General features: G+C 69.4%; 12 protein-coding genes. 10 read left to right on the top strand and 2 right to left on the bottom strand.

The features are described from left to right. Nucleotides 1-16 precede the first annotated feature (16 nt). Together ACX9GQ_RS07735 and ACX9GQ_RS07730 are read left to right on the top strand one after the other, a co-directional pair. On the top strand, nt 17-1,225 hold the full coding sequence (locus ACX9GQ_RS07735) for an acetyl-CoA C-acetyltransferase (RefSeq protein WP_459628926.1): 1,209 nt from the start codon (nt 17-19) through the stop codon (nt 1,223-1,225). A gap of 14 nt (nt 1,226-1,239) precedes the next feature. Then, the gene (locus ACX9GQ_RS07730) at nt 1,240-3,450 is read left to right on the top strand and encodes a 3-hydroxyacyl-CoA dehydrogenase NAD-binding domain-containing protein (protein ID WP_459628925.1); all 2,211 of its coding nucleotides are present in this window, start codon (nt 1,240-1,242) and stop codon (nt 3,448-3,450) included. Nucleotides 3,451-3,563: 113 nt separating this feature from the next. Here the strand turns inward: ACX9GQ_RS07730 and rcdA are convergent, their stop codons facing one another. Both rcdA and ACX9GQ_RS07720 read right to left on the bottom strand, forming a co-directional pair. Continuing rightward, nucleotides 3,564-4,097 carry a protease adaptor protein RcdA gene (rcdA, locus tag ACX9GQ_RS07725; RefSeq protein WP_459628924.1) on the bottom strand — a complete coding sequence of 178 codons (534 nt, stop codon included), beginning with the start codon at nt 4,095-4,097 and terminating at the stop codon, nt 3,564-3,566. Between the two features lie 410 nt (nt 4,098-4,507). Then, entirely contained in the window at nt 4,508-4,702 is a 195-nt protein-coding gene (locus ACX9GQ_RS07720; protein WP_459628923.1) for a DUF1192 domain-containing protein, read from the bottom strand. A gap of 108 nt (nt 4,703-4,810) precedes the next feature. On the opposite strand from ACX9GQ_RS07720, the gene ACX9GQ_RS07715 reads away from it, so the two are divergent. From ACX9GQ_RS07715 to ACX9GQ_RS07680, 8 genes are all read left to right on the top strand, one after another. Continuing rightward, nucleotides 4,811-5,815, top strand: coding sequence for an NAD(P)H-quinone oxidoreductase (locus ACX9GQ_RS07715; protein WP_459628922.1), 1,005 nt, complete (start codon nt 4,811-4,813; stop codon nt 5,813-5,815). A 212-nt stretch (nt 5,816-6,027) separates the two neighbouring features. Beyond that, on the top strand, nt 6,028-6,732 hold the full coding sequence (locus ACX9GQ_RS07710; protein WP_459628921.1) for a DUF1013 domain-containing protein: 705 nt from the start codon (nt 6,028-6,030) through the stop codon (nt 6,730-6,732). A gap of 288 nt (nt 6,733-7,020) precedes the next feature. After that, entirely contained in the window at nt 7,021-7,533 is a 513-nt protein-coding gene (gene pal, locus ACX9GQ_RS07705; protein ID WP_459628920.1) for a peptidoglycan-associated lipoprotein Pal, read from the top strand. Nucleotides 7,534-7,675: 142 nt separating this feature from the next. Next, nucleotides 7,676-8,701 (top strand): tol-pal system protein YbgF, encoded by a 1,026-nt coding sequence (gene ybgF, locus ACX9GQ_RS07700; RefSeq protein WP_459628919.1) that lies wholly within the window; start codon nt 7,676-7,678, stop codon nt 8,699-8,701. Nucleotides 8,702-8,705: 4 nt separating this feature from the next. Next, nucleotides 8,706-9,713, top strand: a complete 1,008-nt coding sequence (gene tilS / locus ACX9GQ_RS07695; protein ID WP_459628918.1) for a tRNA lysidine(34) synthetase TilS — start codon at nt 8,706-8,708, stop codon at nt 9,711-9,713. 274 nt (nt 9,714-9,987) lie between these two features. Further along, nucleotides 9,988-11,910, top strand: a complete 1,923-nt coding sequence (ftsH, locus tag ACX9GQ_RS07690; RefSeq protein WP_459628917.1) for an ATP-dependent zinc metalloprotease FtsH — start codon at nt 9,988-9,990, stop codon at nt 11,908-11,910. A gap of 221 nt (nt 11,911-12,131) precedes the next feature. After that, a complete protein-coding gene (gene glmM, locus ACX9GQ_RS07685; protein ID WP_459628916.1) occupies nt 12,132-13,475 on the top strand; it encodes a phosphoglucosamine mutase in 1,344 nt (447 codons plus the stop codon). A 179-nt stretch (nt 13,476-13,654) separates the two neighbouring features. Then, nucleotides 13,655-14,482 carry an outer membrane protein gene (locus ACX9GQ_RS07680; protein ID WP_459628915.1) on the top strand — a complete coding sequence of 276 codons (828 nt, stop codon included), beginning with the start codon at nt 13,655-13,657 and terminating at the stop codon, nt 14,480-14,482. Nucleotides 14,483-14,730: the final 248 nt, after the last annotated feature.

Genomic DNA, 14,730 nt, shown 5'->3' with positions numbered 1-14,730 from the left:
CCGTTGGGAGGACGCGATGGCCGAGGCCTTCATCTATGACGCGGTGCGCACGCCGCGCGGGCGGGGCAAGCCCGACGGTTCGCTGCACGAGGTGACCGCGCTGTCGCTGGCCGCCCAGACCCTGACGGCGCTGCGCGAGCGCAACGACCTCGACACCGGCCTGGTCGACGATGTCGTTCTCGGTTGCGTCGACCCGGTCGGCGAGGCCGGCGGGGACATCGCGCGCATGGCGGCCCTTGTCGCGGACTACGGCAATGGCGTGCCGGGCGTGCAGATCAACCGCTTCTGCGCCTCCGGACTCGACGCCGTGAACTTTGCCGCGGCGCAGGTGATGGCGGGCCAGCAGGACATGGCGGTCGCCGGAGGCGTGGAATCCATGAGCCGCGTGGGCATCGGCGCCTCGGGCGGGGCGTGGCCCGTCGATCCCTCCATCGCGATCAAGTCCTACTTCATGCCGCAGGGCGTGTCGGCGGATCTCATCGCCACCAAGTACGGGTTCTCGCGCGACGCCGTCGACGCGTACGCCGTGGAGAGCCAGCGCCGCGCCGCGACCGCGTGGGAGGACGGGCGGTTCGCCCGTTCGGTCGTGCCAGTGCGCGACGTCAACGGCATCACGCTGCTGGACCGTGACGAGCACATGCGCCCGGGCACCGACATGCAGTCGCTCGGATCGCTCAAGCCTTCCTTCGCCGTCATGGGGGACCAGGGCGGGTTCGATGCCGTCGCCGTGCAGGCCCATCCGGAGCTGGAGCGCGTCCACCACGTGCACCACGCCGGCAACTCGTCCGGCATCGTCGACGGCGCGGCCGCGGTGCTGGTCGGCAGCGCCGAGGCCGGCCGCGCCGCCGGCCTGAAGCCGCGGGCGCGGATCCGGGCCTTTGCCAACATCGGATCCGAGCCGGCGCTGATGCTGACCGGTCCTGTGGACGTGACCCGCAAGGTGCTGAAACGCTCCGGCATGAACCTGTCGGACATCGATCTCTTCGAGGTGAACGAGGCGTTTTCCGCCGTGGTGCTCCGCTTCCTGCAGGCCTTCGACCTCGACCCGGCGAAGGTGAACGTGAACGGCGGCGCCATCGCCATGGGCCATCCGCTCGGCGCCACGGGGGCGATCATCCTCGGCACGGCCCTCGACGAGCTGGAGCGCACGGGCAAGAGCACCGCGCTCGTCACCCTGTGCATCGGCGCGGGCATGGGCACCGCCACCATCATCGAGCGCGTCTGAGCGGGAGAACGACCATGCAGGACACCGCCTTCCGCATCGAGGTCGACGGCGACGGAATCGCGCTGGCGACCTGGGACATGGCCGGACGTTCGATGAACGTCATCACGCCGCAGGTGATCGACGAACTCGCCGCCCTGATCGACCGGGTGTCCGGTGACGACGCCATCAAGGGGTGCGTGATCACGTCGGGGAAGGACAGCTTCTCCGGCGGCGCGGACCTGTCGATGCTGCAGAGCCTCGGCGCCGCCGTCGCGAAGCTCGCCCGCGAGCAGGGACAGGAGGCGGCGGCCCGCCACCTGTTCGAGGAGAGCCGTCGGCTGAGCCTGCTCTACCGACGCCTCGAGACCTGCGGGAAGCCGTTCGCAGCCGCCGTCGGGGGCGTGTGCCTGGGCGGCGCCTTCGAGCTCGCGCTCGCCTGCCACCACCGCGTCGTCGCCGACGACGCCGCGACGCGGGTCGGGCTGCCGGAGGTGAAGGTCGGCCTCTTCCCCGGCGCGGGCGGCACGCAGCGCGTGGCTCGCCTGATGCAGACGGGCGACGCGCTGCAGATGCTGTTCAAGGGCGAGCAGCTGCGCCCGGCCATGGCGAAGTCGATGGGTCTCGTCCATGACGTGGCGCCGCGCGGCGAGATCGTGGCCCGCGCCAAGGCCTGGATCCTCGGCGGCGGCAAGGGCGTGGCGCCCTGGGACGCCGAAGGCTGGCGCGCGCCGTCCGGCAAGGTCTATTCGCCGGCGGGGATGATGACGTGGCCGCCCGCCAACGCGATCTACCGGCGCGAGACCTACGACAACTACCCCGCCGTGAAGGCAATCCTGCATGCCGTCTACGAGGGCCTGCAGCTGCCCATGGACCTGGCGCTGCGCGTCGAGAGCCGCTGGTTCGCGAAGATCCTGCAGTCGAAGGAGGCGGCGGCGATGATCCGCACGCTGTTCCTCTCGATGCAGGAGCTGAACAAGGGTGCGCGCCGCCCGCGCGGCGAGCCTGCAACCAGCCTGAAGCGCGTCGGCGTGCTGGGGGCGGGGTTCATGGGCGCGGGGATCGCCTACGTCACCGCGCAGGCCGGGATCGAGGTCGTGCTCATCGACCGGGACGCGGAGACGGCCGAGAAGGGCAAGGCTCACTCGCACAAGTTGATGACCGACCAGGTCATGAAGGGCCGCGCGAAAACCGCCGACCGCGACGCCCTGCTCTCCCGCATCACGGCGTCGGCCGACTACGGGCTGCTCGCCGGCTGCGACCTGGTGGTGGAGGCGGTCTTCGAGGACCCGGCGGTCAAGGCGGAAGTGATCGGCCGCGCGCAGGCGGCGATGCGGCCCGACACGGTCTTTGCGTCCAACACCTCGACCCTTCCGATCAGCGGGCTCGCCAGGGCCTTTGCCCGGCCGGCGGACTTCATCGGCATTCACTTCTTCTCGCCGGTCGAGAAGATGATGCTGGTCGAGGTCATCATGGGCCGGGAGACGGGGCCGAGGGCGCTCGCCACCGCTCTCGACTACGTGCGCGCGATCCGCAAGACGCCCATCGTGGTCAACGACGGTCGCGGCTTCTACGCCAACCGCTGCGTCGGGGCCTATCTCCGGGAAGGCCACCTGATGCTGGCGGAGGGCATTCCGCCGGCGATGATCGAGAACGCTGCCAGGATGGCGGGCATGCCCGTAGGCCCGCTGTCCCTGAACGACGAGGTCGCGGTCGACCTCGCCCTGCGCATCGTCCGCGCGACGAAGACGCAGCTGGGCCCCGCCGCGGTTGACCCTGTTCAGGAGAGAATCCTGACGGCCATGGTCGAGACGCACGGCCGGCTCGGCCGCAAGAACGGCAAGGGCTTCTACGATTATCCGGAGAAGGGCCCGAAAACCCTCTGGCCCGGGCTTCGGGACGTCGCGGGCGCCGCGCTCGATCCGGACACGATCGACGTCGCCGAACTGAAGCACCGTTTCCTCGTGGTGCAGGCGGTCGAAGCGGCCCGCACGGTGGAGGAAGGCATCGTCACCGACCCGCGCGAGGCCGACGTCGGCTCGATCCTCGGGTTCGGTTTCGCGCCCTACACGGGAGGCACGCTCTCCTACATCGACGGGATGGGTGCGAAGGCTTTCGTCGCCTTGTGCGAGGACCTCGCGTCGCGCCACGGCGAGCGCTTTGCGCCCTGCGCGCTTCTCAAGGAGATGGCCAAGCGAGGCGAGACGTTCTACGGGCGCTTCTCGCCCGCGGCGACCGCCGCCGCGTGACAGGCCGACGACCGTTCCGCGCGGGCGCTTGCCCGCGCGCGGTCATCTGACGAGAACGTCGAAAGGCGCCAAAGACGCGGCGCCCGTGCCCGGCGCGAGCAGGCGTCGCCGGCTCAGGCCCGGAAGGCGGTCGCCAGAAGTCGCTGGTGGGCGTGGACCGGGTTCCCGACCGGAATCTCCTCGGCCGGCGGCGGGCCGTCCATCAGGTCGTCCAGATGCTTGATGCGGGCCTGCAGCCGCAGCGACTGGGCGATGAGGTCCTGCAGGGTCGCGGGCAGCGCCTCGATCGCGTCAGGTCCGTTGATGGGCGTCTGCTGCGCGAGGCGCACCTTCTCCTTCTGCCGGCGGGCCTCGTCGGGCGACATCTCGCCCTCCGCGACGGCGCGCTGCAGGAGCAGCCAGGAGGCCAGCTGCATGAGCCGCGTGGTCAGGCGCATGCTCTCGCTGGCATAGGCCAGCGCCAGCATGCGCGGCAGCGACTTCGATTCCTCTCGTCCGGGCCCGTCCAGATAGGCGGCGGTGGTCTCCACGAGGCCCATGCCTTCGCGGAAGAGGGCCCGGAACGCATCCGAGTTCACAAAGGTCGCGCCAAAGGAAATCGGCGCCTCGGCCGCTCGTTCGGGTGCACTATCGCTGCTCAACGCCACTCTCCACGCACCCGGCCCGCGGCGCGCAATGCCGTCACGGTTCCTGTCCGGGTCGAATTGCACGATACAGGGACGGCTGCGGCCCCGCGCGGGTAACGTACCGTTAACCCTAATGACGGTGAAGTTGCGGCACGCCGCCGGCAGGTGCGTGGCGGAGCCGCCGCGCGCATGGCAACGCGGGGTCTTCCCCTCTCCGGATAGCAATCGGACCGAAAAAAAGCCGCCCGAGGGCGGCTTGTGAAGTTTGATAACAGGGAGGCGTCAAACAGAGTGGACAGGAGCCACTCAATCCAGAGGGATTCTGGACATCTCCTCAATGCGCCCGAAAGCCTAATGCAACCTTAACATTTCGCGCTTGAGTCGAATTTGCACGAATTCGGTCACAAAAAAGTGCAGCTGCGACTTGACGACTATCGCTTGAAGAAGCCGTCTGCCGCCTGTCGCGAGGCGCGCTTGGCCTCCCGGGCCTGCTCCAGCCGCACGATCTCGGCCTTCAGGAGCCCGATCCGCTCGTCCAGCTCGTCGACGGATAGCAGGGCCAGATCCTCCCCGAGCGCGTGCCGCGCCGGCTTGGGCTTCGGGAGATCCTCGAAGGGTTCGGCCATGGCTCATCCTCTCGTTTCGGTCGCCTTCCCGCAGGAGCGTCCTTTCCGTTCTATGGTGGGGCAGCCGCCGGACGGCTACAAGACGCCGCAGCAACGCCGGAGTACCGCATGACCGCGTCCCTTCCCGCCACCATGACCGCCATCGGCATCAAGGCGCCCGGAGCGCCGGAGGTCCTCGTGCCGGAAACGCGCCCCATGCCTGCACCGGGACCGGGCGAGGTCCTGGTCCGGGTTTCGGCAGCAGGCGTCAACCGACCCGACGTGCTGCAGCGCAAGGGCCTCTACCCGCCGCCGCCCGGCGCCTCCGACATCCCGGGGCTCGAGATCGCGGGCACCGTCGTGGGCGTCGGCACCGGCGTCACGGCGCATGCGATCGGTGACCGGGTGTGCGGCCTTGTCGCGGGCGGCGGCTATGCAGAGTTCTGCTGCGTCCACGAGAGCAACGCCCTGCCCGTGCCCGCCGGCGTGTCGGACGTCGAGGCGGGGGCCATCCCCGAGACCTACTTCACCGTCTGGACGAACGTGTTCGAGCGCGGCGGGCTGCGGCCGGGCGAATGGCTGCTCGTGCACGGCGGGTCCTCCGGCATCGGCACCACCGCCATCCAGATCGCGAAGGCCAAGGGAGCGCGCGTGATCGTCACGGCCGGCTCGAAGGCAAAGTGCGAGGCCTGCATCGCGCTCGGCGCAGACCACGCGGTAAACTACCGGGAGGAGGACTTCGTCGCTCGCTGCAAGGCCATCACGGGCCGCGGCGTGGATGTCATCCTCGACATGGTCGGGGGCGACTACATCGGGCGCAACTACGAGGCGGCGGCCGTGGACGGCCGGATCGTGCAGATCGCCTTCCAGGGGCCGTCGGTCGCGGAAGTCGACTTCCGTCGGCTGATGCTCAAGCGCCTGACCCATACCGGATCGACGTTGCGCAGCCGCTCGGTCGCCGAGAAGGCGTCGATCGCGTCGGCGCTGCGCGAGGCGGTCTGGCCTCTGCTTGCCGACGGGCGCTGCAAGCCGGTCATCCATGCGACCTTCCCGCTGGCGGACGCATCCAGGGCCCACGCGCTCATGGAATCCAGCGCCCACATCGGGAAGATCGTCCTGACGACCGGGGCCTGAGCGGGTCTTCGCTCCCCGGTCGACGATCGTCCACCGGCCGAATTGCGCGGCGGCGCCGTTCGCTCTATATGAGCGGCAGTTTCCCGTCAGTCATGCGACGCAGGGGCTCCGGCCGAAAGGCCCGGTCGGAGAACGGGAACCCTTGCCCGCGGGCTGCCGTCCCGACGCAACGACCGGAACCGCGCCCCGCGGCCCGCCAAAGGAGATGGACCATGAGCACTGGACCGCTGATGCCGAAGGCGACCGCCGTCTGGCTCATCGACAACACCGCGCTGTCGTTCGACCAGATCGCCGACTTCTGCAAGCTCCACCCGCTGGAGGTGAAGGGCATTGCCGACGGCGAGGTGGCGGCAGGGATCAAGGGGCTCGACCCGACGGTCGCCGGGCAGCTCAGCCGGGACGAGATCGAGAAGGCGGAGAAGGATGCCGGCTACCGGATGAAGCTCCAGGCCTCGACCGTCCGCCTGCCTGAGCAGAAGCGGAAGAAGGGCCCGCGCTACACCCCGCTGTCGCGCCGCCAGGACCGGCCCAACGCCATCCTGTGGCTGCTGCGCAACCACCCGGAGCTGAAGGACGCGCAGATCATGCGTCTCGTCGGCACGACCAAGAACACCATCCAGCAGATCCGCGACCGGACGCACTGGAACGCCGCGACGCTGGCGCCGATGGATCCCGTCACGCTGGGGTTGTGCTCGCAGATCGACCTCGACTTCGAGGTGGGCCGCGCCGCGAAGGATCGTCCGCAGGTGGCGGAGGAGTCCGGCCAGACGCTGCTGCCCGCCGAGGTGACGACCGCCCGCGAGGCGCCGGCCCAGCCGTTCGCCAACCTGACGGCGCCCAAGGAGAAGACCGAGGAGGACGACATCGACGTCGCCAGCGTCTTCGCGAAGCTGAAGCAGCTGAAGACGCAGGAGTGAACGCGGACGGGCCAAGCCTCCTGTCCATGCACCTTCATGCAACTGTTGCGGAGTGACGAGGGCCGGGTTTTCCCGGCCCTTTTTCGTTTTCTGGTCCTGCGAAGCCGCCGAGGTCACGCCGTGACGGCCAGAAGTGCCGCAGTTTTGCCATTCATCGTCCGTTAACCATGGCGGCAATCGCTCGAATGCCACAGCGGGCGAAAACCCTTCGGAAAGGTTGATGGAACCTTCGCTTAACCCTGCCGGCCTAAGGGTCGAACCACGTATTCAAGGCCAGGAGCCCCCTCGATGATCGTGAATTCCCGGACCTCCGTCCGAATGGCCGTCGCCTTCGCGGCCCTGCTCGCGCTCGCCGCCTGCTCGTCGAACAAGGCCGCCGACGGCGCGGCCGGCGGCGCCGGCGCGTTCGGGGCCGGCGGCGCCGGTACCCCAGGTTCCGCACAGGATTTCGTCGTGAACGTCGGCGACCGCGTGTTCTTCGAGACCGATTCGAGCGACCTCACGCCCCAGGCGACCGCGACCCTCGACAAGCAGGCGACCTGGCTCAACCAGTATCCGCGCTACGCCATCACCATGGAGGGCCACGCCGACGAGCGCGGCACGCGCGAGTACAACTTCGCCCTCGGCGCCCGACGCGCCCAGGCCGCCCGCGACTATCTCGTCTCGAAGGGCGTCAACGCCGGCCGGATCAAGACGATCTCCTACGGAAAGGAGCGGCCGGTTGCCGTCTGCGACGACATCTCGTGCTGGTCGCAGAACCGCCGGGCGGTCACCGTCCTGGGCGGCGCTGCGGGCTCCTGACGTCCCCGTTCCTTTCGATCCTGCAATCGCGGCCGGCGCCCATCGGGCGCCGGTTTGCGTTTTTCTGCCTTCGACACATTTTGGTCCGCAAGTGGTCCCATGGTAGACGTCTCGTCATCCGGAGCCTGAAGACACAGCCGCCATGAACCGCTTCGTCGTGCGTGCCGTCGCCGTTCTCGTCCTTGCCCTGTCCCCTGCGGCCGCCATGGCGCAGGACGCCGCGGAACTGCTCGTGCGGGTCAACCGGCTCGAAGGCCAGGTACGGCAACTCTCCGGGCAGATCGAGCAATTGCAGTTCCAGAACCGCCGGCTGGAGGAACAGCTGCGCAAGTTCCAGGAAGACGTGGAGTTCCGCTTCCAGGACCTGAACAAGGGTACCCGCCCCGGCGTGGCCTCCGGTGCCGCGACACCCCCGGCCGCCGCTCCCGCCCGGCCGGCGCCGGCCCCCGCCGCTCCGCCCGCCGCCCAGCCGCAGAAGCGCGGCGACGCCTTCGATCCGTCGCAGCAACCCAATGCCCCCGGTGCGCCCCGCGTCCTGGGCTCGGCGGGAGAGACCGCCACGATCGCCCGCGGCCCGATCCAGCCCGGCATCGAGGACATCATGGCCGACGACGAGGAGCCGACCGGCCCGCTCGACCTGTCGCGCCGCGCCGGCGGCCTGCCGGCGCCGGGGTTGCCCTCGGGCGCCCTCCCCGCCCCCGCCCTCCCGGCGCCGCCCGCCGCCGTGCCGCAGACGGCAGGCCGGCAGGCGACCGCGCCGACGCCCGTCGCCGTTTCGGGCTCGGGCACGGCGCGCGACGATTTCGACATCGCCTACGGACTGGTGCTGCAGCGCCAGTACGACCAGGCCGAGCAGGCTTTCCGCCAGTTCCTGCAGACCTGGCCGCGCGACCGCATGGCCCCGCAGGCCACCTACTGGCTCGGCGAGACCTACTACCGGCGCGGCCGGTATACCGATGCGATCGAGCAGTACCTGAAGGTCTACAAGACCTTCGGTTCGTCCCCCGTGGCTCCCGACAGCCTCTACAAGATGGCCCTGTCGCTGCGCGGAATCGGCCAGCCCGAGCAGGCCTGTGCCACGCTGGCGGAGGTGGGGCGGAAGTACCCGTCGGCCTCGGCCGAGCTGAAGGCGGGCGTGGATCGCGAGCAGCGCCGCGGCAACTGCTGAGCCGATGGAGGGCGTCGAGCCCATCGGCGAGGCCGAGGCCTCTGCGGCATTCTCCTCCCTTCGCACCGAGAACGCCCTCCTCCTCGCCGTCTCGGGCGGCCCGGATTCGATGGCGCTGATGGGGCTCATGGCCCGATGGCGCCGCGGGCTCGATCGCGGCCCCCGGCTCAACGTCTGCTGCGTCGACCACAGGCTGCGCCCCGAGAGCGCCGGCGAAGCACTCATGGTCGTCGACGAGGCCGGGAAACTCGATCTCCCTGCGACATCGCATCCCGTCACTACGCCACTGCCCGCCACGGGGATCCAGGAGGCGGCCCGTGCCGCCCGATACGCCATCCTGGCGTCGGTGGCGCGCGACTGCGGCGCCCGGACCATCGTCACGGCCCACCATGCGGACGACCAGGCGGAAACGGTGCTGGCCCGGCTGCTCCACGGCAGCGGCCCGGCGGGGCTCGCCGGCATGCGCCCATGGCGCGCAATCGAAAGGGACCTGGGTGTCGCGCGCCCGTGCCTGCGCTGGACGAAGGCACGGCTGGTCGCCACCGCGCAGGCGCTCGGCCTCCCCTTCGCGACCGATCCCGGAAACGCGAGCCCACGCACCGAGCGGGGCCGCCTGCGCGCCGCCATGCCACGGTTCGAGGCCCTGGGCCTGACACGGGAGCGTCTGGTGCAACTGGCCGAGCGCGCCGCGCGGGCGGACGAGGCGCTGGCCGGCGCAGCCAGCGACGTGCAGGAGCGACATCGCCTCGGACATGACCGGGGCTTCGACCGCCACGTTCTCGATCATCCGGACGACATCGTCATCAGGGTGCTGCAGACACAGCTCGGCGGTCCGACGGCGACCAGACTCGAGAGGCTGGAGCGGCTCATCGCGGAGCTTCGGGAGGCGCGCGACGCTGGAATGACGCTGCGCCGCACCGCGGCCGGCCACATCGTGGAGCTCGACCGGGACGGCAACCTGCGCCTTCGCCCCGAAGGACCGAGGCGGCGCGGGCGCGGCTCCATCGCGTGACGGGACGACATGGCGGGCCGGCCGCTTCTGCACACTCGCCTTCAACACATTTGCGACATAAGGGAGTGCGACGAGATCGATCTGCGCTCCGTTTGGCGACGGACACCGATCTTTCGCGCACTGGCGGGCGGCGCCCCCGCCCTTCGACCGGCCGTCGGGCCCGCATCCGCCTCTTGCCTGACTTGGCAGACGGTGGCCGCGGACCTAGATTGCATTTATTCAACCCGTCCGGGGCGTCGCGCTGTCCCGGGCCGACCAAGGCGACCGATCGGTAATGAACCCGAACGTCCGCAACTTCGCCCTCTGGGTGATCATCTTCCTGCTCGTCCTCGCCCTGGTGACCCTGTTCCAGAATCCGGGCCAGCGGACGGCGTCGTACGAGATGCCCTACAGCAGCTTCATCAACGAGGTTGAGGCCGGGCGCGTCTCGAACGTGGTGATCCAGGGGCCCGAGATCCACGGACAGCTCTCGGACGGCCGCCAGTTCCAGACCTACTCGCCCAACGACCCGACGCTCGTGCAGCGCCTGTCCCAGAAGGGCATCAACTTCTCCGCGAAGCCGCAGCAGGAAAACCTGCCATGGTTCCTCGCGCTGCTCGTGAACTGGATGCCGCTGATCGTCTTCATCGCGGCGTGGATTTTCCTGTCCCGGCAGATGCAGGGCGCCAGCGGCAAGGCGATGGGCTTCGGCAAGTCGAAGGCCAAGCTGCTCACCGAGGCGCATGGCCGCGTCACCTTCGAGGATGTCGCGGGCGTCGAGGAAGCCAAGGAGGACCTGCAGGAGATCGTCGAGTTCCTCCGCGATCCGCAGAAATTCCAGCGCCTGGGCGGGCGCATCCCGCGCGGCGTGCTGCTCGTCGGCCCTCCCGGTACCGGCAAGACGCTTCTCGCCCGCGCCATCGCCGGCGAGGCGAACGTGCCGTTCTTCACCATCTCGGGCTCCGACTTCGTCGAGATGTTCGTCGGCGTCGGTGCGAGCCGTGTCCGCGACATGTTCGAGCAGGCGAAGAAGAACGCGCCCTGCATCATCTTCATCGACGAGATCGACGCCGTCGGCCGGCACCGCGGCGCCGGGCTGGGCGGCGGCAACGACGAGCGCGAGCAGACGCTGAACCAGCTCCTCGTCGAGATGGACGGCTTCGAGGCCAACGAGGGCATCATCCTCATCGCCGCCACCAACCGTCCGGACGTGCTGGACCCGGCGCTGCTGCGCCCCGGCCGCTTCGACCGGCAGATCGTCGTGCCCAATCCGGACGTGGTCGGCCGCGAGCGCATCCTGCGCGTGCATGTCCGCAAGGTGCCGCTGGCGCCGGACGTCGACCTCAAGACGGTCGCGCGCGGCACGCCTGGCTTCTCGGGCGCCGACCTGATGAACCTCGTCAACGAGGCAGCGCTGCTCGCGGCGCGCCGCGGCAAGCGCATCGTGACGATGAAGGAGTTCGAGGACGCCAAGGACAAGGTGATGATGGGCGCCGAACGGCGCACCCTCGTCATGAGCGACGACGAGAAGCGCCTGACCGCCTACCACGAGGCCGGCCACGCCATCCTCGCGCTCAACGTCAAGGCCACCGATCCCGTGCACAAGGCGACGATCATCCCTCGCGGCCGCGCGCTGGGCATGGTCATGCAGTTGCCCGAGCGCGACAAGCTCTCGATGAGCTACGAGCAGATGACCTCCCGCCTCGCCATCATGATGGGTGGCCGCGTGGCGGAGGAGATCGTGTTCGGTCCGGAGAAGGTGACCTCGGGCGCCGCCTCCGACATCGAGCAGGCGACGCGCCTCGCCCGCATGATGGTGACGCGCTGGGGATTCTCGAGCGAACTCGGCACCGTGGCCTACGGCGAGAACCAGGACGAGGTGTTCCTCGGCATGTCGGTCTCCCGGCAGCAGAACATCTCCGAGGCCACGGCGCAGAAGATCGACGCCGAGGTGCGGCGCCTGGTCGAGGAGGGCTACAGCGAGGCGACCCGGATCCTGAACGACAAGAAGGACGACCTGGAGTCGCTGGCGCAGGGCCTGCTGGAGTACGAGACGCTCTCCGGCGAGGAGATCGTCGACCTGCTCAAGGGAAAGCCTCCCGTGCGCGACATGCCCGACGACCCGCCGTCCCGCTCGGCCCCTGCCGTGCCGACCGCCGGCAAGGGCCGGCCGCGCCAGGAGCCGGATGCCGGCATGGAGCCGCAGCCTCAGGCCTGACGGCCTTCGCCGGAAGCGGACCGACAGACGCCCCGCAATGCGGGGCGTTTTCGTTCCGGCGCCGTGTTTCAGCCTGTAAGACTTGGTGAAGACCGGGTTGCTCCCGCACGCCGCCAATTGATGATAAACGATTTCGACCGATGATCCGGGGACATCTCCGTCTTCCCGGATGCAGGGCCGGCCCGCGGCCGCCCGCATCAGCGCCCGACCATGAGGCAGGAATGAGCAGGAAATACTTCGGTACCGACGGCATTCGTGGCCTCGCCAACCGTGTCATCACGCCCGAGCTCGCGCTGAAGGTGGGGCAGGCAGCGGGGCTGGCGTTCCAGCGCGGCGACCACCCCAACCGGGTGGTGATCGGCAAGGACACGCGGCTGTCGGGATACATGATCGAGTACGCGATGGTGGCCGGCTTCACCTCGGTCGGCATGAACGTGCTGCTGCTCGGACCAATGCCGACGCCGGCCGTCGCCATGCTCACCCGCTCGCTGCGCGCCGACCTCGGCGTGATGATCTCGGCCTCCCACAATCCCTACCACGACAACGGCATCAAGCTGTTCGGGCCGGACGGGTTCAAGCTCTCCGACGAGACGGAGCACGAGATCGAGGCGCTCATCGACGCCGACCTGACGGACCGGCTCTCCGCCTCGGCCGCCCTCGGCCGGGCGAAGCGCGTGGAGAGCGTCCATGCGCGCTACATCGAGTTCGCCAAGCGCACCCTGCCCCGCAACATGGACCTGGATGGCCTGCGGATCGTCGTCGATTGCGCCAACGGCGCCGGCTACAAGGTTGCACCGGAGGCGCTGTGGGAGCTCGGGGCCGAGGTCGTTTCCATGGGCGTCGAGCCGGACGGCTTCAACATCAACCGCGATGTCGGCTCGACCTCGACCGACGCGCTGGCCCGGAAGGTGCGCGAGCTGCGCGCCGACATCGGCATCGCGCTCGACGGCGACGCCGACCGCGTCGTCATCATCGACGAGAAGGGACACCTCGTGGACGGGGACCAGTTGATGGCTGTCGTCGCCAAGAGCTGGCGCGACGACGGCCGGCTGACCCGCCCCGGCGTGGTCGCCACCGTGATGTCCAACCTCGGACTGGAGCGGTTCCTCGGCGATCTCGGGCTGTCGCTGGCGCGCACCTCGGTGGGCGACCGCTACGTTCTCGAGCACATGCGCGAGCACGGCTACAACCTCGGCGGCGAACAGTCGGGGCACATCATCCTGTCCGACTATACGACGACGGGCGACGGACTGCTGGCGGCGCTGCAGGTGCTCGCAGTGGTCAAGGCGCAGGGCCGGCCGGTGAGCGAGGTCTGCCACTGCTTCGAGCCGCTGCCGCAGATCCTCAAGAACGTCCGGTTCAAGAGCGGCCAGCCGCTCGAGGCCGGAGCGGTGGTGAGCGCCATCAACGCCTCGCGCGAGCGGCTCGGCGTGCGTGGACGGTTGGTCATCCGGCCCTCCGGCACCGAACCGGTCATCCGTGTCATGGCGGAAGGCGACGACCGTGATCTCGTCGAGCGGGTCGTCGACGACGTCGTCGAAGCGCTGCAGTCCGTGGCCGCCTGAACGGCCCCACCGGAACGCGCACGGAAACGGGGTCGCCTGCGGGCGGCCCTTTTTCATGGGTTTCTGAATGATCATGGTTAAGCGGTAAGGTTAACCGGCTGGTAACGCCCCCGTGGCAAGCATCAACACGAAGTTGTCGAGCGTGGTTCGTGCAACCCGCGCAACGAGGGATGCGAGTCATGGGTATCAGGCAGTGGGCGATCATCGGTGCCACCCTTCTGGGGGCGACCGGAACCTTCCAGTCGGCGAACGCGGCAGACCTGCGGCTTCCGCCGCCGCCCGCGCCGCCTCCGGAGATGGTTGCCGACTTCGGCGGCTGGTACCTGCGCGGCGACGCCGGCGGCAGCGTCTACACGAGCGGCTCCTGGCAGCACGGTGCCATCAGCAACACGGCGACGGCAGTCTGGAACGAGCACAGCATCGGCAACGCCGGCTTCGTCGGCGGCGGCGTCGGCTACCAGTTCAACAACTGGTTCCGGGCCGACCTGACGGGCGAGTACCGCTGGGGCGTCGGGGTTGGCGCGGTGGCCTCCTACACGGCCTTCTGCCCGGCCGGCACCTGCTACGACATCTATGACGGCGGCACGATCTCCGGCTCGACCTGGATGGCCAATGCCTATGTCGATCTCGGCACCTGGGGCGGCCTGACGCCCTTCGTCGGCTTCGGCATCGGCGCCAGCTACCTGAACACCGGCAAGAGCTATGACTACGGCCCGCAGACGCTCGCAGTCGGCTGGATCGAGAGCGCCGACACGTGGAACTTCTCGTGGGCGCTCATGGCCGGCCTCTCCTACGCCGTGGCGCCGAATCTGAAGCTCGAGCTCGGCTACCGCTACCTCAACCTCGGCGACGCGAAGCTCGGCGCCAGCGTCTGCCCGGGCGGCGGCGCGTGCGGCTACAGCGGCAAGATCAAGGACGTCGCGTCCAACGACATCCGCTTCGGCGTCCGCTGGATGCTGGCCGAGCCGCTTCCCGTCCCGGAAGGCCCGATCGTCCGCAAGTACTGACGCCCGACACCGACAGGATCGAAGGGGCTGCGAGCCGGGAGGCTCGCAGCCCTTTTCCATGATGGCGGCGTGTGCGTTGGCGCACGTCCGGCCGCGCCGGCGTGAGGCATGGTCATTCCCGTACCGGCCACTCCCCTCCGGCCGGGCGTCCTTCCCGGTGCTGCCCTCCCACAGCAGTACCCACTGGCCCCGCCTCGCGGCGGGGCCATTCTTGTCGGGGCACCGCTTTGACCGCTCCCGCCGACGAC

This window comes from Alsobacter sp. R-9 (assembly GCF_054612375.1).
This window is presented reverse-complemented; position numbering and strand designations above follow the sequence as displayed.